We start from the raw sequence: 17112 nt of genomic DNA, 5'->3' as shown, positions 1-17112 counted from the left end.
TAGGCTTACGCAAAATTTCTGCCCATGGCACACCCGCCGCCCAGCTACTTGGCTGGTATAAGCACGCGCGTCATAATGCGCTCCTCGCGCAAGTCGAGCGCAATCAGGGTCAGTACTTCGTTCAGCAGCAGCTCTATCTCAGCTACTAACGCTTGCAGCGGGGCCAGGGCAAAGTCGCCACTCCACTGGTTAAGCTTCTCGACGGGGGGTAGGGCGTGCCAGGCGTTGAGGTGCTGCAAACTAGGCTTGAGGGTGTGGGCAGTGCCTTTGAGCAGCTTCACATCGGCCTCACGCAACCCGCGGTGCAAGTCTTGAAAAGCCTCCTGGCAGCTCTCAGCGAAAGTGTGCAGCATAAATTCCACAAACTCCGGGTCGCCCTGCCCGGCCTTCAGCAAGTCGTCGATGCTGTACAGGCTGGGCGGGGGGGTAGGCTCAGCCGGGGCCGGGGGGGTAGGTTCCGGGGCCAGCTGCTCGGGGCCGGCAGAAGGCGCGGCCGGCGCGGCCCAGTCGAGGAGCAGCTGCAGCAACTGCGCCTCCTGGAAGGGCTTGGCCAGGTAGGCATTCATGCCGGCGGCCAGGCATTTTTCGCGCTCACCATTGATGGCATTGGCCGTGAGGGCAATAATGGGGGTAGCAAGGCCCAGCTGCTGGCGCAAAAACGCGGTGGCGGCGTAGCCATCCATCACCGGCATTTGCACATCCATCAAAATCAGGTCGAACTGGTGGCGCTGCACCAGGTCGATGGCTTGGGCGCCGTGCTCGGCCTCCACCACGTGCACTTCGGCTTGGCTAAGAAAAGACTTGGCAATCTGGCGATTAAACAAGTTGTCCTCGACGATGAGCACGCGCTTGCCGCGCAGGTGGTGCATACGCAGGGCAATGTCGGCCATCGGCAGCTTGCGGCGCGCAATGGCCTGGGGCGGCCCCACAGGTAGGTGCAGCGTAAACTGGGTGGTCGTGCCCTTGTTCTTTTTGCTGCTCACGTGGATTTCGCTGTCCATGAGCTTCACCATGTCGCGGCAAATGCTCAGGCCCAGGCCCGTACCGCCGTACTTGCGCGTCACGGAAGAGTCGGCCTGGCTAAACTCGGTAAACATGGTGGCTAGGTATTCGGGCTCGATGCCGATGCCGGTATCCGTCACCTTAAACTCGATGGCCACGGTGTCGGCCGGCATATCGGGGGTAGGCGCCAAGATGGCGCACTCCACGGTAACGAGGCCTTTGCTGGTAAATTTCAAGGCATTGTCGGCCAGGTTCAAAAGCACTTGCCGAATGCGGTAGGGGTCGCCGAGCAGCACGGGCGGCACCTGCGGGTTGAGCACCGTTACCAGGCCCAAGCCTTTTTCGGCGGCCTTAAAGCGCAGCGTTTGCTCGACCTGGGCCAGCAAGTGCGCCGGCGCGAAGCCAATAATTTCGAGCACCAACTTGCCTGCTTCGAGCTTCGACAAATCGAGGATGTCGTTGATGATAACCAGCAGGTTTTCGGCCGACGCCCCAATGGCTTGCTGGTAGTTCAGCTGGTCGGCCGAAAGCGGCGTCTTGGCCAGCAGCTGGCTCATGCCCAGGATGGCGTTCATGGGCGTGCGAATTTCGTGGCTCATGTTGGCCAAAAAGGCCTCCTTTACCCGCGCCGATTCTTCGGCCGCCTGCTTGGCCAGCAACAGCGTTTGCTCGGCCTGCACCCGCTCCGTAATGTCGAGCCCGTAGCCCACCAGCATGCGCGTCGAGCCATCGGGGTTGAACACCGGCTGGATGCAGCGCAGCAGGTGGCGCGTGCCGTCGGGGCGCGGAAAGGTTTCTTCAAACGTGGTTAGCCGGCGCTCGCGCACGGCCTGCTCGAACTGGGCCGTGCGCTTTTCGCCCATTGCGCGGGGCCGGTTGGTGCGAGCAAAATACGCAAAGTCGTCCTTGCCAATCACCCATTCGCGCACGGCTGGGTCTTTCATACCACGCTCATTCACAAATAAATAGCGAAACTGCGCGTCAAAAACCCCGATGTCGCAGGGCATCTGGTTCAGCACCAGCTCGTAGAAGGCCTGTTGCTCGGCCAGCTTGCGCTCGGCCTGGTGGCGCTTGGTATTGTTGATGCCCGAGCCCACCACTAGGCGCAGCGTGCCATCGGCGCGGTAGAGCGGCTGCAGCATGCGCACCCACTGCTGCGGGCCCTCCGGCGTGGTAATGGTCTCCTCCCATTGCACGCTGGCCCGCGTGTGGCACGCCTCTACAAAGCGGCGCTTGCGCTCGGTGGCGACCTCGGCGGGCAGCTGGCGGTGGGCGCAGTACTCGTCGTTGTTTTTACCAATAATCCATTCGCGCACCATCGGGTTTTTCACGGCCGACGTGTTCACGAACTGGTAGCGGTGCTCGGGGTCAAACACGGCCACATCCACGGCCAGCGCGTTCAGGATGGTTTCGTAGAAGTCGCGCTGCTCGGCCAGTCCCTGCTCGGCGCAGTGCCGGGCGGTGGTATTAGTCAGGTACAGCGTGGCGCAGGTATCGCCGCGGCCCGGCACCACTTGCAGCAAGTACCAGTCGTCGGCCAGCGATACTTGCTGCTGCTGGGCAGTGCCCAGGCGCAACGCCGCGCGCACCAGCGGCAGCAGGTAGCCGCTGGGCTGCAAGGCGTGGGTGAGGGCCGGCCCCAGAGCCTGGGCCGCCGGGTTGGCGTAGCGCACTTCGCCAGTAGCCGTTAGGCGCAGCACGGGGTTGGGGTTGTCGGCCAGCAGCTGCGCCTGCACCACATCGTGCGGCTCGGTGGCGGCGTTGTGGGGGGGTAGGGCGCTGCGCACGGGCAGCTTGGCCATAGCCACACTGGTTCCTAGTGCCTTGGCGCCGCCGGGTAATAGCTCAAACAATTCTTGTAGGCGCTCGCTCTGCAGTTTCACCTGGGCCTGCGCGGTGGCCAAGGCTTGCCGCAGCTCTGCGAGCTGCTCTTCGGCCTGCGCGCGCCAGGCTTGCTCTTCTTTGGGCTGCGCTGCCGGAGAAATAGAGTTGTTTGTAGAGATGGACATAAAAGCGGATACACAAGAATAGCAGTAGCAAATATACGGGAAGTGCAACTGCTAAAGTTCTTGTAGAACTACCTTTAAGTATTTTATAATTTGTATTATATCATCAATTTATTTTGAAATTTTTAGCTGCATCCGCTTATTTTTATCAACGGGCCCTGCTGAGGCTATTTTCGTTGCTTTCCTAAATTTCTTAATAACCTCAGCAGCGAAAACAGGGCAAGTGCCATTTAGAGCTGTGCCTAAACGGGCCCCTATACCCGCCTATAAGCCAAGTGCTGCTTAATCAGGTGCATAGCCGCGCTTGAGCTAGGTTGCTCCTACGCGGCCCTACCCCCGCTCGGGCGGGCGAGCATGAGGGAGGGCTACTTTAGGCCTTGCGCCGTGTAGTGCGCCAGCGCCATAATGGTGAGCATGGGGTTGACGCCGCTGCACGCCGGAAAGGCCGAGCCATCGGCCACGTACAGGCCCTGCATTTCCACCGTTTCGCCGGTGGGCCGTACGGGGTGGGTAGCGGCCCGGCCGCCGAGGCGGCAGGTGCTCATCTGGTGGGCGCTGAAGAGGCCAAAGCGCCCAGGCTTCCAGCTGAGGTGGGGCAGTTGATTCAGCACGTCGGGGTTCTGCAACACGCCCTTTTCGGCCCGCAGGGTGGGCAGGGTGCCGTGCGGCAAATACACGGTGTGGGCGCCGGCCGCCACGTGAATTTCGGCCGCGCCGCGCACGCCGGCCAGCATGCTGGCGCGGTCGTGGGCCGATAGTTCGTAGTCGATGAGCAGCGCGCCGTGCTTGTCGAGGCGCACCCGGCCGCCGTCGCGGTCGCGGGTGAGCACGATAAACGAGCCTAGGTAGGCGGCGTCGGCCAGCAGGTCGCGGTGCTGCTGGCCGCTCAGCCAGGGCAGTACCATGCTCATCAGGCCGGGGTGGGTGGGTGGCGTTTCGAGCTTCGCCCCGAAGTTGGAGCCGTGCAGCCGCGCAAAATTATCGTTGACGATGCTCATGCTGGGGCCGTGCCACGGGTGCATCAGCTGCGGGTATTTGGCCGCTACTACCACTGTGGGGTGCAGGTGCAAGTGCTGGCCCAGGTGCGGATGCCGCAGCCCGCTGCGCAGCAGCAGGGCGGGTGTTTGCAGGGCGCCGCCCGCCACCACCACGCGCTTGGCCCGCACCGTGATGCGCACTGGCAAGCCGCCCATGGGCGTGTGCACGGCCTCGGCCCCGGTGGCGCGGCCCGCGGCGCTGGTCACGCGCTCGACCCACGTATCGGGCAGTAGGCGTGCCCCGTGCGCAAAAGCCGTGGCCAAATACGTATTGAGCGTGCCCTGCTTGATGCCGTGTGCATCGCCCAGCGACGAATAGCCCAGCCCGGCGAAATGGTGGTCAGAGTCGCTCAGCCCCTTCTCATTGCGCGGAATGAGGCGCGTGGCCTGCCCCAGCCGGGCCGAGCCGTCGCGCAGGGCCTGGTTCTGGCCGTTGTGGCGCGGGTAGTCGGTGTTCACGCTTAGGGCGGCGGCCACGGCATCGAGGCTGCGCCCAAAAGCGGGCGTAGTAAAGTGCGGCGCCTCGTGCTCGCGGGCCCATTCTTCCAAGATGTAGTCGGGGGTGCGAAACGCGCCGGCCCAGTTAACGGTGGTGCCACCGCCCAGGCACGAGCCGGCCAGCAGCCCTACCCCCCCATCTTGGGTGAGGAGGCTGCCGCGCCCGTCGTAGAGGCGGCCCAGCATATCCGCCTCGCGCTGCGTAAAGTCGGCGCCGTGGAAGTACGGGCCTTTTTCAAGCACCAGCACGTCGTGCCCAGCCTGGGCCAGCTCGCCGGCCACTACCCCCCCGCCCGCCCCCGAGCCAATCACCAAAACGTCGCAGTCGTAGGTGGTATCGGTGGTGGGCGCCAACGGGCGCAGCGGGCGCGGCGCGGCCACGGGCGCGTCGGTGGGGGTAGGGCCGGGGTAGCCGAGGCTGGCCCAGGCCGGGTTGGGTGCGCCGCTGGCCGGGCTATCGCCATAATACAGGAACATGCACAGCTGCCGCAACGCATGAAACCCCTTGCGCAGCACCGGCAGCCGCGAGGTGGCCCAGCTTTGCAGCAGCTGCTCGCGCTGGGCCGGCGCCAACGCCCCAAACGGCCGCAACGGCCCCAGCCATGTGAGGCTCAGCAGGGGTTTGTCAAGTAAGTCGAGAAGCTGCCCAAATTCGGCCTGCGCGCCCATTGATTGCGCCTGAATGGTCGCCGCAAGCTTGCCCATATCAATCAGCGCCGAGCCGGGAGGTAGGGCGGCGGGGTCGGGGCCGGCGGGCAGAAGGGTATCGGCTACGGCGCGCAACACGGCCAGGCGTGCGGGAGTGAGAACGAACATAATTCGGGCGGGAAAGGGCAGCCATATTGGAAGCCAAAAGGTACTGCCTTTTGCCGATATAGTCGGCACGCCGAGTAGTTTGGGGCCGGGCCGGCACTCTACCTTTGCCGCATGGCCGCTCTCATCCGCACTCCCGAAACCCAGCATCGCATTCATTTTCAAGACTGTGACATGCTGGGGCACCTCAACAACGCCCGCTACTTCGACTACTTCCTCAACGCCCGCGAGGACCAGGTAGCCGCTCACTACGACCTCAACATGGGCCAGATGGCCCGCGAGCAACGCGCCGCCTGGGTTATCACCAAGCACCACATGAGCTACCTCAAGCCGGCGCGGCAGGGTAGTACGGTGCGTATTCTCACCCAGCTCATTCATTTCGACAACTCTAACTTGGTGGTGGAGATGCAGATGCGCGCTGCCGATGGCCACCGCCTGCTGGCGCTGCTGTGGTCCGAAATGACCTTTGTGCAGATGCCCGCCGGCACGCGCCTCGACCACTCCGACGCCCTCATGGATATGCTCGACGAACTCGACGTGCCCACTATCGACTACGACCCCGACGGCTTCGACGAGCGTGTGAAAACCGTGCGCCAAGAGCTGAAAAAGGCCCGCCGCGCCGCCGGCGAGCCCGATTGAGCACATCAACCCCAGCTCAGCCGTAGCAATAGGCAATACTAAGTGGCGCGCCTACCCCCCTGCCGCCGCCAATGGCGTGGTACGAGTAGCAGCTTGCAAGGATTAGCCAGCTGTTGTAAACAATTGGTTTAGTGTCTGACGACTAGCCACATCACCACGTCGAATAGTAGTAGAAACGCTCCTTGCAGCTGCAAGGAGCGGCCGTAGCCAAACAGGCGCTCGGGCCGCTGAGCGGTGGGGCGGGCGGCGCGGCTCAGCAGCCACAGGCCCACCAGCATATAGCCCACGTCGAGAATAGCATTGAACAGAAAAATGCGCTCCAGCGACACCTGGGCCTCCAGCGCGCCGGCGGGGGTAAGGCCCAGCGGCGGCCGGCCAGGGTGCGTGCGCAAAATGCCCACCGCCGCCAAAATAGCGTTGATGAAGCCCCAGCAGGAGTTCATAAAATGGAAGTGGTGGGGCCACGCGCGCTGGTCGGTGCGCGGCAGCTGGTAGCCGCTGCCCAGCAGGTTGAGGAGCGCCCAGCCTCCCAGCAGGCCCAAGCCCTGGCTCAGCAGCAGCTCGCGGTGCTGGTAAGTGGCCAGCCAGTGGGCGGTGGGCGCCGCCAAGGCCGGAAGCGTAAGTAGCAACATAGCTACAAATAAACGCCGGTCCCGAAAGTTTGGCGCGGGCCCTGGTCAAAAACCGGGCGGGCGGTGTACTTTTGCGGCCCTGCCGCGCGGGCCGCGTCGCAAGCCGGGGAATTAGCTCAGTTGGTTAGAGCGCTACCTTGACATGGTAGAGGTCGCCGGTTCGAATCCGGCATTGCCCACATATACCTCTCTAGCGCGCTGCTGGGGGGGTATTTTTATTTATGCCCCCGGTTTAGGACCCGATTTCTGTGGCTTTATCTCTCATCTAGTAGCAATGGCAAGCTGAATATCATTAACAAGCTGAATATCATTAAGAGGCCTTTGGTATTCTCCTAGGTGAGGCCAATGGCTAGCTTGCGCACTATTTCTGGCTGCCGAGCGAGTTGGTGCGCCAACCGTTCCGCCTCGGTAAGTGGCGCAGGTGGGGGAGAGGCGCGGCGCTACAGTAGTAGGTGGGGGCGGCGTAGGTTAGTTAATAAATGGGCGAGCAGGTTCATTGCCTCAAGGTAGTGGGTAGGGCGCTACCTGGTAGCCGGTATTTAGCTTCTGCTGAAGCAACTGCAGCTCTTCGTCGCTGCCCACCTGCAAGCCTCGAGAGTATAGAAAAAGCCCCGCTAACCACGGGCTTTTTCTATACCCAACGCTCACGCAAACGCTACCCGCGTGCACCCCGCACGGCCAGCCAAAGTGCGTAGGCGGCACTTACCCACAGGATGCATCCTGCCCCAAGGGCTGCCTGCGCCTGCAGGTCTGGCTGCTGGCCCAGCAGCAGGCACCCCAGTGCCCAAGCTACCAGTGCGCCACCAGTCAGGTGGTGTATTGGGTTGGCAAACAAATGCGCCAGGGGGAAAAGGTGCAGCCCGACGACGATGACAATGGCAGGTATCATGTCCTGCCCGTACCCGAGCCGGGGCAGTAGCCAGCCCAGCAGAAAAATAGTACCCCACTGGGCGGCATTGACCCAGCCAAATACGCGGCCGTGCCGCTTCTTCAATGCTGCTTCTTCAGGACTCACGGGTGCCGTGGGTACTTGTTTAGCCCGTTGCAACACCCAGGCGCTGACGAAGAGCAGGGCAAGGGCACCTAGCACTACGCCCGCCTCGGTAAGTAGCGTCAGGTGCTGAATGCCGACCAGCCAGAGACTGAGCCACGCGGCCCCAAATAGGGTGAAGAAAATCGCGCCGGTGGCACGGCCCGCGAGTCGGTATGCAGTCGTAGGTGTCATGCTGTAAAACTAAGTGGGGCTTGCAGGTGAGTATAGAGAAAGCCCCGCTCACCACGGGACTTTTTCTATGATTACTTTATGCCACCAAACCGAAGCCTTCCTGACCGGTTAGCTGTAACAATGGACTCACTACTTCAAAAGAACAAGCGCGTGGTGCAGCGCTTTAACCAGGAGGTTATCGCCGAGGGCAACCTCGCCAGCTTTCACGAGCTAATGGACGAAAGCTTCGTCAATCATTCCGCTACCCCCGGCGCCGCCAATGGGCCGGGGGGTATGTGGCATACCTTCCACAACATCCTACGGCCGGCCCTATCCAACCTGCAAGTGCACATTCATGCTCAAGTGGCCGAAGGGGAAGTAGTTACTACGCGCAAGACTATCACTGGCATCCATACTGGCACCCTGCTAGGTGTGCCAGCTACGGAGCAGCCGGTGGCCATCGAGGTGATGGACATGGTGCGCCTGCGTGAGGGCAAATACTACGAGCACTGGGGCGTTAATACCCTGGCTGCCGTACTAGCGCACTTGCGCAAGTAGATGCCTTACTCACGTACGCCTCGCAAGTAGATGAAGAGCCCCGGCTACGGAGGAGCTTTTCCTGTCTTCGCCTGATGAAACGTGTCCTTCTGCTGGGCTGCTTACTTGGCCTGGGAGCCGGCTGTGAGCAGCGGCCTGCCCCCCCCGTCAACCAAGCCGGCTAATCGGGAACTTATCCCCGAAGGCGCCGTGCAAGGTGATTTCGACGGCGATGGCACGGCCGAATACGTATGGCTCGTGCCGCCCAAAATAGATTCGACTGATGTGGATTGCGTGGGCGAGTGTACCAGTTACCTCACCAGCTCCAACCCGGCCCTGCGTCCTTATGTTCTACAGACGGCCATCGGCGGCATGCTGGCTGTTTACCACCACCTGGGCGCCGGCCGGCGCGACTACGTGGGCATCGCCCCAGCATGGTTCATGGGTTGCTGGAGTAGGTACTTTGTGCTCACTTACCGCCCCAGCGGCGGGCAGTTGGGCGTAAAGCCCTTTTCCACCCATTGCGACCAATGGGAGCACGATAGCATTCCAATTGCCCGGGACAGCGCCCACGCGGGCCACGTGCTTATTCACTACACCGACATGGCGGCCGGGGATTTTGCGGTGAAGACTAAATCTGTGCCCTTGCAATAATCACCTGCGCCCAAGTTGCCCAGGAAGCTGCACACCCCGCCAGTAGGGGAGGAGCTTACAGCAGGCAACCGACCAGTAAAAGTAGGCCGTCGCGTTAGTATGAAAAGTATTAAGTTAGTCGCCTGTCTGTTTAGCTACGTGTCTACGTATCAGAGATTTCATCTCACAGTCAGACTTATGCAACCTCATCCACCTCAATTGCCCATGAACGATGTGGCCACCACAGCGGGCCCTCGCAACTGGAAGAAAGGAGCCTTGTTACTCTTTGGTATTGTTGCCATTATCATCGCACTCATCGCCTTTATGCTGCCTAAAAAGCAGGTTGAGGGCCGCAATGCTCCTCAGCCGACCGAGCATCGGTCCACATCCCCAGGCTTTAATAATCCAACGCGCTAAGCACGGCACCCGTTTTCAAAGTCTCGCCCACCAGCTGGGCTTTTTCATGCCCACCCCTCCGGCAGTCCTAGGGACATCATTAGCCATGTGTAGAAGAAGCGAATTCTATCTTGGCTCGCATGAAATATCTGCCGCTAATCCTCTGCCTACTCTGCGCTGTTGACGCGAAAGCTCAGGCTTCGCCTTCAGCACTAGTTACCACTCCTTATCGCTACTGTGCGCTGGTGGTGGATGACCGACTATTTTCCGTGCCTGACCGTGTGCAGCTCGACTACGGACAATCGGCACCGGGTGCGGTAGCTGACCCAGAAATGGCCGAAATGGCCAAAAGTATCAGGGCCTCGCACTCCATCATCGATGTGCTCAATTATCTGGGCCGTCACGGCTGGGAGCTATTCAACGTCACAACGGTTCAAACGCAAGGGCGCAGGTCTAGCTTGGACAATGCGACCAGCTATGTTGATTCGGAGACTCGTTATCTACTGCGTCGCCGCACGCCCTAGACTTTCGGCAGCTGCCCCCCTGCGCATAATCCTCGAGCAGCACGCTACTGCGGAAGCTGAGCAGCACTATCGGCCTATTCAGTGGTGCGGTTCGTTGGTGCCGTAAGTGCTGCCGCTGGGTGCGGGTTCGGGAGTTGCGAGTAGGGCAGCTAACTACTGCTGAAACACCACGAAGTTGAAGTTCAGATTAGCCGCCGCGCCGCTAGTGTTGGACGTACTCACGTTGATAATGCCGTTGGTGGTGAAAGCCGTCCAGGTAATGAAGCTGGGGGTGTTGTACGGGCTCATTACTATGGCGTAGTTGTCGAGTGATACGCCGCTCAGGCCGCTGGCTGCCGAGAAAGTAATCGTGTAAGTGCCCGTGCCTGTGCGAGCGGTCGTGTAGTTGCCCGAGCCACCAAAGGCAGTAGCCGAACTGGCACCAATCTGCCCGTAAGCCACGGCCAACATATTGTGGATGCTGGTGACCGGGGTGAGTACTTGGCCTGGCGTGGTATTGCTACCCACGGTGGCCGCGCCGCCGATGGCTAGGGCGCCGCCCACCGTGCCTGCGCCACTCATTTTGAAGCCGCCGGTTTGGGTGGCGCTGGTCTGGTTCTGGATGTAGCGGCTATCGGCGGTAGAGGTATCGGCCAGGCGCACCCAGGTGGTGGCGCTGCTGGCGTAGTAATAGCCGGGGCTGGTACCATCGGTCTGGTACACTAGCAGCCCAGAGGCGGGGGCCGGCACGTTGCCCGTGCCCATAGCTAGGCGAGCCGCCTGGGTGAGGCGGGGCGGCAGTAGGCCTTTGCTGCTGCTCACATCGAGGGCAGCAGAGGCATCGGGGGGGGGTAGTTCCGATACTAACGCCGCCGGTTTGAGCCCGGGCCAGGGGCGCGATAGCCAGTATTGCTAGCGTGATGAGCGGGGCGAAAAAGTAGGGTTTTAGCATGTGGGGTAGTAGCTGTCGACCTAAATAATTATGTTATTGTTATTGCCGTACCAGTTTGAGAGTTTGCTGTTGACTGCCTTGCTGCACCTGCAGCAGGTACACGCCGGCGGCTAGTCCGTTGGCCAACTCCAGCAATTGGGTAGTGGCACCCGTGCCCAGGTTCAGGGGCTGCTGCCCGATTTGTTGGCCCAGCATGTTGGTAAACCGCAGATTACCGGCCCGGCCTGGCTGGTGCGAATGCTGAGCGTAACATCCTGCTGCTGCGAGGGGTTGGGGTGGGCTTGCGCCAGTAGTCCAGCTTCAAAAGGTACTTGCACCGTCCGCACGGGTGAGTAAGTGGCCATGCCGTCGGTATCGACCTGGCGCAGGCGGTAGTACACCTAGCCCACGGTGTAGCGAGCTAGGTTCACGTCAGTAAACTGGTACTGCTGGGCCTGCGTAGTGGTGCCGGCTCCTGGCAGCTGGCGCCGTCGGCCAAGCTTTCCACTATAAAGGCAGCATTATGCAGCCCCGCGGCGGTGGCCCAGTTTAGCAGCCCGTCCTGGCCCTGGCGCTGGGCGGTAAACTTGGTAAGCGTGCCTAGCTGCGTCACGTTGGTCGTGAAGCTGCGGGCGTTGGCGCTGGCCGGGGCGCCCTGCGTGGTCTAGGGGCCTGGTCGGCGCGCCAGAGCTGGGCCGGGGTAGTCGCGTTGAAGCCGTTGTCATCGTCGCTCATCCAGCTCAGCGTCACAGAGGCAGGCGCGGTGGAGCTAGGTTGCTGAGCAAATGCCACCTGCCACACTCGGTCGATGCCTTTATTCGGGCCGCCTATATTGATGCCGTAGCTCACGCCGGCCGCCTGTAGGCCAGCTGTGCGCGTCACGGTGACGGGACCGAGGGCTTGGCCGTTAGGGCTAAGCACCAGTCCATTGGTGAAGTCTACGGAGCCGGTGCTGGCGCTCACAGCAGCGCGCGTCACGGCCAAGCGGCCCTACACGTACTGGCCGGGGCCTTCGCCCACGACCCGACCCCCATCGGGCAAGCTTAGGGTGCGCAGCGTGCCCCCGACTACCTGGGTGCGCAATAGGCCCTGAATGAGGGTGAGCAGCGAGCCGATGGTAAGGTCTTGATTGAGCAAGAGTAGGTTAGCACCCGTCGCGCCGGTGTTGCTGAGGGTAAGGGCCGTCACGGTGGCGGTGCCCGGCGTAAAGGCCTGGTCAGTGCTGCCACTAAATAGCAGCGTGCCGCTGGAAGTGAGCGCGCCCGCGTTGTTGAGGTCGCCGGTAAGCTGCACCGTGCCAGCGTTGGTGAGAGTGCTAGTAGCATTGTTTTGCACCGAGCCGGCCACGTAGAGCGTGGCTCCAGCCTGCACCGTGAGGGTAGCCCCGTCGTTAGTGAGCGTGGTTTGGGCCAGGCCAGTGAGGGCGGGCAAGGCCAACAACAGGGTAAGAGGAAGTTTCATGTTGAAAATGATTAAGAGTAAGCGCACTAGGGCGGACAAACCGCCCCGACACGAAGGCAGCGCCTACCGCTGGGCCTGCCCACCGATGGCGGTCTCCAGCCGCCGCAGCCGGGTCTCGAAGGCCTCGGTGGTGGCAGTGGCTTGGGCCCTGAGGGTTTGCAGCTCGGTGGACATGGTCACCGATTTTGCCACGGCCGTGGCGAGGCGAGCCTTGAGAGCCTCATTCTCCGTGCTCAGCTCCTGCACGGCCCGCACCAGGGGCACCACAAACTGGGCATAGCCTAGGCTGTAGTGGTCGCGGGCGTTGGCGGGGACCTGAATGCCATCGAAGCGAAAGCCCAGCTGCCGGGCCGTGGCCTCTACTTCCTGGGCTAGGAAGCCCGTGCGCACGGTGGCAGCCGGGTCGGGGGCACTGCGGGCAGCTAGCGTGCCGGTGCGCTCGAAGGTGCCCAGGCGGGCCTCGTCGAAGCGGTAGGTAACGGGACGAAGCCGGGTGATGAAGGCCAGGCCAGGCCAGGCACGTTGGCCTGCACGTCGTACTTGAAGCGGGCATCGGAGGTGGTGGTCAGGCCCACCTGACAGCGCAGGCTGGTAATGTTGGCATCACCGAGTTGAATGGTGTTGCTACTAAACACAGTGGCCCCACTGCCCAGGGCTAGGGTATTGGTGATGTCTCCATAGCCTTGGGCCGGGCCGGAGAAATTGCCCAGGGCCGTGTTGAGGGTACCCGTAGTCGCATAGTAACCGCTCTGGTAACCCAGGAACGTGTTCCGATTGCCAGTTGTGTTGCTGTAGCCATTCTGGTGCCCCATGAGTGTGTTATGGCTCCCACTCGTGTTGAGGTAGCCGCTGCGGTAGCCGAGAAAGGTATTGTTGACGGTCGCAAAGCCGGAGCCCGTCCGGTACCCACTCTGGTAGCCGATGAGCGTATTATAGGAAGGAGAAAAGCCCGTGCCCGTGCTGTTGTACCCAGTTTGGTAGCCGATAAACAAGTTGAATTGGCCGTACCCCATATTGAACCCGCTTTGATAACCGCTGAACTGGTTATTGCTTTCCAAACTTCTATAGCCGCTCTGAAAGCCGCTGAACTGGTTCTGGGTTGGACTGCCACCACCGATGGTAATAGCGCCATAGCCACTCTGATAGCCCGTGAACTGGTTCTGGTAGCTATATTTCGTACTAAAGCCGCTCTGGTAGCCACTGAATAGGTTCCGGTAGCCTATTATATTATTATAGCCGCTCTGATAGCCCACGAATTGATTGAAACCACCACCATAGCTGGAATCAAAAGTGGTCGCCGGCCCGGTCTGGTAGCCCACAAATAGGTTGTTGCCCGCCGTATTCTGACCGATGTTGAGGCCGCCATCAGCCCGGATGCCCACGCCGACCACCGTGCCCAGGTCGGCCCCGGTGCCGGTCAAGGCGTTGCCTTGCAGGTCCAGGGTTTGAATGGCGGTGTGGTTGCCCAGGTTGTCGGCTCCCAGGCCATCCCGTCGTAGGCGTAAAGGCCGGGGTGTTATCAGTTTGGTAAATCACCAGCCCCGGCACGGGCGGGGCCGTGGGGCTGGCCGTGAGGGCGTCGCGCTGGACCAGGCTCAAGCGCGGCAGCAGCAGGCCCTGGCTGGTGCTTTTTATTTCGAGCGCCGCTGAGGCATCGGGGGTAATGGTGCCGATGCCTACGCCGCCAGTCTGGGCCTGGGCGGCCAGGGGCAAGAGCAGTGCCAGCAGCAGCCAGCGGGTCAGAGGGGAGAAGTGCTGCATATAAAGAATAAGCAAAAAATATGTCGGCCGAGATGCCCCACCGTACCCGAAAAGGTCGACAGTAACAAGGGCTAGCTTTAGCGCATATTGATGCTATGCGCACACTTATTCTAACTTTATTTTTTCCATTAAAATGTAGTATATCAAGGTATTATTAGCTTTTTGTTAGTTCAGTTCCTTTTGCTGTATAGAGTTGGTAATTGCAGTGGGAATGACACCGGCCACGATGCAGCTAAACGACGCACTGGGCTGCGTGATAAGTACAGCTTCAATACCCTTGAGTAAACCCTATGAGTTGGACGCGCATAGCTTTGAAAGTGGGGTCTGCTTTCTGCGGCTTCAAATAAAGAATTTATTGATTGCGACAAGGTTACTTCTTGATTAGCACATGTTTGTAAACTAAACTATAAAAAATTCCAACTAGATGGTCGGGTTTTTTTATTACGTTTCCTACCTGATTCCCTATTGACACTGAACAGCATGCGTAGTTTGGCAGCATGAAAAAACTGCTGCTACTCGCCCTTCTTCCCCTTTCGCTACTAGGTGCTAGCGGCTGCTCGAAAAAAGAAGACGACGCGACCCCTACCCCGGCGCCCGCGCCTACTTATAAGGAGCTTATTATTGGTAAATGGAATATCACGGGCAAGGACTATGTCTATACCCCGCCCACTGGCGCGCCTTACACGAAGTCGCCCAGGTATACAAAAGGGCTCTATACCAGCGTTTTTACAGCCACTACGGTGGAAGAGACACTCGCTGGACTTTCGAGCGGAGTCAATACGTATAGCCTTTCCGGCACTACGTACACGACAGCCGGCTTCTCCACGTACACCTACAAAATTCTGGAACTGACCACCACGCGGCTTGTCACGAGTACTTCCTATGACACGGGGACCAATGGCAATTCACAAATAATTGTGGAAACGACGACCCTGGAGCGCTAAACCCCTTATTCTATCACCTGGGCGGTATAGCTCGCGCCAACTCGCATATTCAGCGTCGGTGAAGAAAAGGGTACCTTAAGCTAGACAATAAGCCCGCCTACCCCCATCGGGTGGCGCACAAGTTCTTCAGCTTGGCGGGCAGGCTAGTGATTTCCTTAATCGTCAGGACGTAGTACTGACGATTAAGGAAGTCACTGGCGACAAACTTGGCATAGTTGCCCTGCTCGTCCACCTTGTTGAACTAAGCTAGGGTATTGGCAATCTGTCCTCGAGCTTGCGGTACTCTTCCCGCTGCTTGGTCAAGTCTACTTTATTGGCCTGCTCGGCAATCTCGCGCCGCCGGATTAGGCCTAAGCCTTGTCGGTGTTGATGTCTAGGTCCTTGCCGTAAACATCAAACTGCATCACGGTCGTAGGAATCTCGGTTCCTACTTTTTCGATGCTGCTGCGCAACTCCTCCTGCTCGGCCGCCGTCAGGCTGCTCTTGCTTTGAGCTTGTCGTAGTAGGCCAGTAAGAGGGGAATGGGCAGCTCTGAATGGCCCTGGGCACACTTCAGGCGGCTGATGGCCCAAAAAGCCGTAGTTAGCAGCAAGCACTTCTTCATATAGTGCTGAAAATGTAGACAATGTATACGAGAAGGCAAGTAACGCTAAGCTATGCCCGGTGAAAATTACTTCCTGCCGAGCTGGCCCAGTCTCGGCGGCGATTAAATTGTACCTAGCAGAGGTTGCTAGCCATATGGGGCGGGGGTAGGGGTAGCAGAGTGGTAATCCTGTCAACTGCTAAAAAGTAACTGGCCACTCTTTATATATCCCGGCCCTTGCGCTGATTGCTTTAAGGTAAAAAAACAATTTATTTTGAGAAATAAAAATTACCAATAGACGGTAAAGTAAGTGTGAAAATGATTTTAATTATAAAATAACTCTGCTTTATCTTATTCAAGATGCTAACTGACAGTCAGTAAAAAGCTAGTTAAGCTGTTACTTACAAATAATTGGTGTATACTTGTCCTCTATGAAAGATGCTATTCAAGATTGCTGCCAGCCGCGCACTCAATTACAGGAAAATATGCAATTTCCTGAGGATATCCTACTATTAGAGGAAACTACTCACATGTCATTCGGCGCTATTCGAGCAGCACTAATTGGTATGAGTTTTACCGTATTGATGATAGTAGCGCTAGTTCGCTTTTTTTATCACTCTGCCGAGCCGCAGCCTGCCGCCGTTAGCTACGAGGTGCATGCTGCACAGCCGGCGAGCACCCTAGCGAGCAATGCTCCGCAAGCCACCGTACAGGGGGTAGCTAACTAAACCTCTGGCGGGCAACCACCGGCCAGCCGCAGGGCGAGTTACCGCTCGCCGAACAACACCTGTGCGAGTACACCAGGCTACTTGAGGGTAGGCAGCCAGTTAGCTATGCGTTAGCGCCAGGGGCGGCGCCGCAAGCTAAAGGCGGTTAAGCACCACCAGCAGAATTACCTGCTGCGCGTCTTTGGGCGACAGCTTATTATCAAAGCTGTCCAACTCGTAGCCCTTTGCCAGCCACTCCTTCACCTCTGGGAAGGCGAGGATTTCGGCTTTGGTGAAGGGAATGGGAGCCGCTTGTTGACCAGCAGCTGAGCCGGCCGATAAGAAGGTCAGCATCTTAGTTGCCGGAAGGTTATCTGAATGCATAAGAAGAACTGCTTGCCACAGAAAGCAGAGTAGAATAAGAGAAAATAATGCAGCCGCGCGCACAGCGAAGGCTACGAGGCCCACCAAAATTAGGGCCGGTGCCGCCGTAAGTAGTAGCGCACGCCTCCACCCTGGTTGCGTTGCCCAACGCTGATAACCTCCCAGCCCCGGCTGCTTAGGTAGTTCAAAGCATCGACTTCGTACTCGAAGGTTTTCATACGGGCTACCTCCTCGGTTTGCTGGGTTTGGGCAGGGTCGGCCCCCGTGATTAAGCTCACTAACGACCGATTGCCACTTCGAGAAGCCGTTTCCAAAATGCAGTACTGGTCGGGCTGAGGCGGAACTGTTTGGGCTAGGGCAGGGGGTAGGAAGGCCACTAGCAGCCCGGCAACTAACACTAATTTTTTCATAAGAACAATGAATAAGCGCAGCTAAGGGCAT

Annotated in this window: 22 protein-coding genes and 1 tRNA gene; 8 read left to right on the top strand and 15 right to left on the bottom strand. The window is 59.5% G+C overall.

The genetic code is table 11. The features are described from left to right. Positions 1-44 precede the first annotated feature (44 nt). Both GO988_RS07045 and GO988_RS07040 read right to left on the bottom strand, forming a co-directional pair. Positions 45-3011 carry a PAS domain-containing hybrid sensor histidine kinase/response regulator gene (locus GO988_RS07045; RefSeq protein WP_157563565.1) on the bottom strand — a complete coding sequence of 989 codons (2967 nt, stop codon included), beginning with the start codon at positions 3009-3011 and terminating at the stop codon, positions 45-47. 362 nt (positions 3012-3373) lie between these two features. Next, a complete protein-coding gene (locus GO988_RS07040) occupies positions 3374-5359 on the bottom strand; it encodes an FAD-dependent oxidoreductase (protein ID WP_157563563.1) in 1986 nt (661 codons plus the stop codon). A gap of 111 nt (positions 5360-5470) precedes the next feature. Here GO988_RS07040 and GO988_RS07035 point away from each other — a divergent pair, with 111 nt between their 5' ends. Continuing rightward, positions 5471-5995 (top strand): acyl-CoA thioesterase, encoded by a 525-nt coding sequence (locus GO988_RS07035; protein ID WP_157563561.1) that lies wholly within the window; start codon positions 5471-5473, stop codon positions 5993-5995. Positions 5996-6123: 128 nt separating this feature from the next. On the opposite strand, the gene GO988_RS07030 is transcribed toward GO988_RS07035, so the two are convergent. Next, complete coding sequence (locus GO988_RS07030; RefSeq protein WP_157563559.1) at positions 6124-6627, bottom strand: DUF6992 family protein; 504 nt, start codon at positions 6625-6627, stop codon at positions 6124-6126. Positions 6628-6732: 105 nt separating this feature from the next. Between GO988_RS07030 and GO988_RS07025 the strand changes: the two genes are divergently transcribed. Continuing rightward, positions 6733-6806, top strand: a tRNA-Val gene (locus GO988_RS07025). Between the two features lie 476 nt (positions 6807-7282). Here the strand turns inward: GO988_RS07025 and GO988_RS07020 are convergent. Then, positions 7283-7852, bottom strand: a complete 570-nt coding sequence (locus GO988_RS07020; protein ID WP_157563557.1) for a hypothetical protein — start codon at positions 7850-7852, stop codon at positions 7283-7285. Positions 7853-7972: 120 nt separating this feature from the next. Between GO988_RS07020 and GO988_RS07015 the strand changes: the two genes are divergently transcribed. From GO988_RS07015 to GO988_RS07000, 4 genes are all read left to right on the top strand, one after another. Beyond that, complete coding sequence (locus GO988_RS07015; protein ID WP_157563554.1) at positions 7973-8389, top strand: ester cyclase; 417 nt, start codon at positions 7973-7975, stop codon at positions 8387-8389. An 81-nt stretch (positions 8390-8470) separates the two neighbouring features. Then, positions 8471-9022: a hypothetical protein gene (locus tag GO988_RS07010; RefSeq protein WP_157563552.1), complete on the top strand. Its 552-nt coding sequence runs from the start codon at positions 8471-8473 to the stop codon at positions 9020-9022. A gap of 204 nt (positions 9023-9226) precedes the next feature. Next, positions 9227-9418 (top strand): hypothetical protein, encoded by a 192-nt coding sequence (locus tag GO988_RS07005; protein ID WP_157563549.1) that lies wholly within the window; start codon positions 9227-9229, stop codon positions 9416-9418. A 119-nt stretch (positions 9419-9537) separates the two neighbouring features. Next, on the top strand, positions 9538-9921 hold the full coding sequence (locus GO988_RS07000; protein WP_157563546.1) for a hypothetical protein: 384 nt from the start codon (positions 9538-9540) through the stop codon (positions 9919-9921). Positions 9922-10074: 153 nt separating this feature from the next. Here the strand turns inward: GO988_RS07000 and GO988_RS06995 are convergent, their stop codons facing one another. The 8 genes from GO988_RS06995 to GO988_RS06965 form a co-directional block, all read right to left on the bottom strand. Further along, on the bottom strand, positions 10075-10722 hold the full coding sequence (locus GO988_RS06995) for a hypothetical protein (RefSeq protein ID WP_157563543.1): 648 nt from the start codon (positions 10720-10722) through the stop codon (positions 10075-10077). Between the two features lie 169 nt (positions 10723-10891). Then, on the bottom strand, positions 10892-11047 hold the full coding sequence (locus GO988_RS06990; RefSeq protein ID WP_157563540.1) for a T9SS type A sorting domain-containing protein: 156 nt from the start codon (positions 11045-11047) through the stop codon (positions 10892-10894). After that, positions 11014-11232, bottom strand: a complete 219-nt coding sequence (locus GO988_RS06985) for a hypothetical protein (protein ID WP_157563538.1) — start codon at positions 11230-11232, stop codon at positions 11014-11016. The genes GO988_RS06990 and GO988_RS06985 overlap by 34 nt, the downstream gene beginning before the upstream one ends. Before the next feature lie 208 nt (positions 11233-11440). Next, positions 11441-11809, bottom strand: coding sequence for a hypothetical protein (locus tag GO988_RS06980; RefSeq protein WP_157563536.1), 369 nt, complete (start codon positions 11807-11809; stop codon positions 11441-11443). A gap of 12 nt (positions 11810-11821) precedes the next feature. After that, entirely contained in the window at positions 11822-12292 is a 471-nt protein-coding gene (locus tag GO988_RS06975; RefSeq protein WP_157563534.1) for a hypothetical protein, read from the bottom strand. 63 nt (positions 12293-12355) lie between these two features. Then, complete coding sequence (locus GO988_RS24090) at positions 12356-12682, bottom strand: hypothetical protein (protein ID WP_232341435.1); 327 nt, start codon at positions 12680-12682, stop codon at positions 12356-12358. Between the two features lie 32 nt (positions 12683-12714). After that, the gene (locus tag GO988_RS24085; protein ID WP_232341434.1) at positions 12715-13713 is read right to left on the bottom strand and encodes a hypothetical protein; all 999 of its coding nucleotides are present in this window, start codon (positions 13711-13713) and stop codon (positions 12715-12717) included. Then, positions 13658-14053 (bottom strand): hypothetical protein, encoded by a 396-nt coding sequence (locus tag GO988_RS06965; RefSeq protein ID WP_157563530.1) that lies wholly within the window; start codon positions 14051-14053, stop codon positions 13658-13660. The genes GO988_RS24085 and GO988_RS06965 overlap by 56 nt, the downstream gene beginning before the upstream one ends. A gap of 497 nt (positions 14054-14550) precedes the next feature. Here GO988_RS06965 and GO988_RS06960 point away from each other — a divergent pair, with 497 nt between their 5' ends. Further along, positions 14551-14997, top strand: a complete 447-nt coding sequence (locus GO988_RS06960; protein ID WP_157563528.1) for a hypothetical protein — start codon at positions 14551-14553, stop codon at positions 14995-14997. 350 nt (positions 14998-15347) lie between these two features. Here GO988_RS06960 and GO988_RS06955 read toward each other — a convergent pair whose 3' ends face one another. Then, on the bottom strand, positions 15348-15623 hold the full coding sequence (locus GO988_RS06955; RefSeq protein ID WP_157563525.1) for a hypothetical protein: 276 nt from the start codon (positions 15621-15623) through the stop codon (positions 15348-15350). Positions 15624-16011: 388 nt separating this feature from the next. On the opposite strand from GO988_RS06955, the gene GO988_RS06950 reads away from it, so the two are divergent. Beyond that, a complete protein-coding gene (locus GO988_RS06950; protein WP_157563522.1) occupies positions 16012-16308 on the top strand; it encodes a hypothetical protein in 297 nt (98 codons plus the stop codon). A 135-nt stretch (positions 16309-16443) separates the two neighbouring features. On the opposite strand, the gene GO988_RS06945 is transcribed toward GO988_RS06950, so the two are convergent. Beyond that, positions 16444-16671, bottom strand: a complete 228-nt coding sequence (locus GO988_RS06945) for a hypothetical protein (RefSeq protein WP_157563520.1) — start codon at positions 16669-16671, stop codon at positions 16444-16446. Between the two features lie 89 nt (positions 16672-16760). Continuing rightward, positions 16761-17081, bottom strand: a complete 321-nt coding sequence (locus GO988_RS06940) for a hypothetical protein (protein ID WP_157563517.1) — start codon at positions 17079-17081, stop codon at positions 16761-16763. Positions 17082-17112 lie beyond the last annotated feature (31 nt).

Source organism: Hymenobacter ginkgonis (assembly GCF_009755225.1).
In the GTDB taxonomy this organism is placed as follows: Bacteria; Bacteroidota; Bacteroidia; order Cytophagales; family Hymenobacteraceae; genus Hymenobacter; species Hymenobacter ginkgonis.
The sequence above is the reverse complement of the archived record's forward strand: the minus strand, read 5'-3'. Positions and strand labels throughout refer to the sequence as shown.

Coding starts and splice junctions, on each gene's coding strand:
- GO988_RS06975 (WP_157563534.1), bottom strand. CDS start 12,292: ATGAAACTTCCTCTTACCCTGTTGTTGGCCTTGCCCGCCCTCACTGGC.
- GO988_RS06945 (WP_157563520.1), bottom strand. CDS start 16,671: ATGCATTCAGATAACCTTCCGGCAACTAAGATGCTGACCTTCTTATCG.
- GO988_RS07040 (WP_157563563.1), bottom strand. CDS start 5,359: ATGTTCGTTCTCACTCCCGCACGCCTGGCCGTGTTGCGCGCCGTAGCC.
- GO988_RS06950 (WP_157563522.1), top strand. CDS start 16,012: ATGAAAGATGCTATTCAAGATTGCTGCCAGCCGCGCACTCAATTACAG.
- GO988_RS07000 (WP_157563546.1), top strand. CDS start 9,538: ATGAAATATCTGCCGCTAATCCTCTGCCTACTCTGCGCTGTTGACGCG.
- GO988_RS07020 (WP_157563557.1), bottom strand. CDS start 7,852: ATGACACCTACGACTGCATACCGACTCGCGGGCCGTGCCACCGGCGCG.
- GO988_RS06940 (WP_157563517.1), bottom strand. CDS start 17,081: ATGAAAAAATTAGTGTTAGTTGCCGGGCTGCTAGTGGCCTTCCTACCC.
- GO988_RS07045 (WP_157563565.1), bottom strand. CDS start 3,011: ATGTCCATCTCTACAAACAACTCTATTTCTCCGGCAGCGCAGCCCAAA.
- GO988_RS06960 (WP_157563528.1), top strand. CDS start 14,551: ATGAAAAAACTGCTGCTACTCGCCCTTCTTCCCCTTTCGCTACTAGGT.
- GO988_RS06965 (WP_157563530.1), bottom strand. CDS start 14,053: ATGCAGCACTTCTCCCCTCTGACCCGCTGGCTGCTGCTGGCACTGCTC.
- GO988_RS07035 (WP_157563561.1), top strand. CDS start 5,471: ATGGCCGCTCTCATCCGCACTCCCGAAACCCAGCATCGCATTCATTTT.
- GO988_RS07005 (WP_157563549.1), top strand. CDS start 9,227: ATGAACGATGTGGCCACCACAGCGGGCCCTCGCAACTGGAAGAAAGGA.
- GO988_RS07015 (WP_157563554.1), top strand. CDS start 7,973: ATGGACTCACTACTTCAAAAGAACAAGCGCGTGGTGCAGCGCTTTAAC.
- GO988_RS07030 (WP_157563559.1), bottom strand. CDS start 6,627: ATGTTGCTACTTACGCTTCCGGCCTTGGCGGCGCCCACCGCCCACTGG.
- GO988_RS06990 (WP_157563540.1), bottom strand. CDS start 11,047: ATGCTGGGCCAACAAATCGGGCAGCAGCCCCTGAACCTGGGCACGGGT.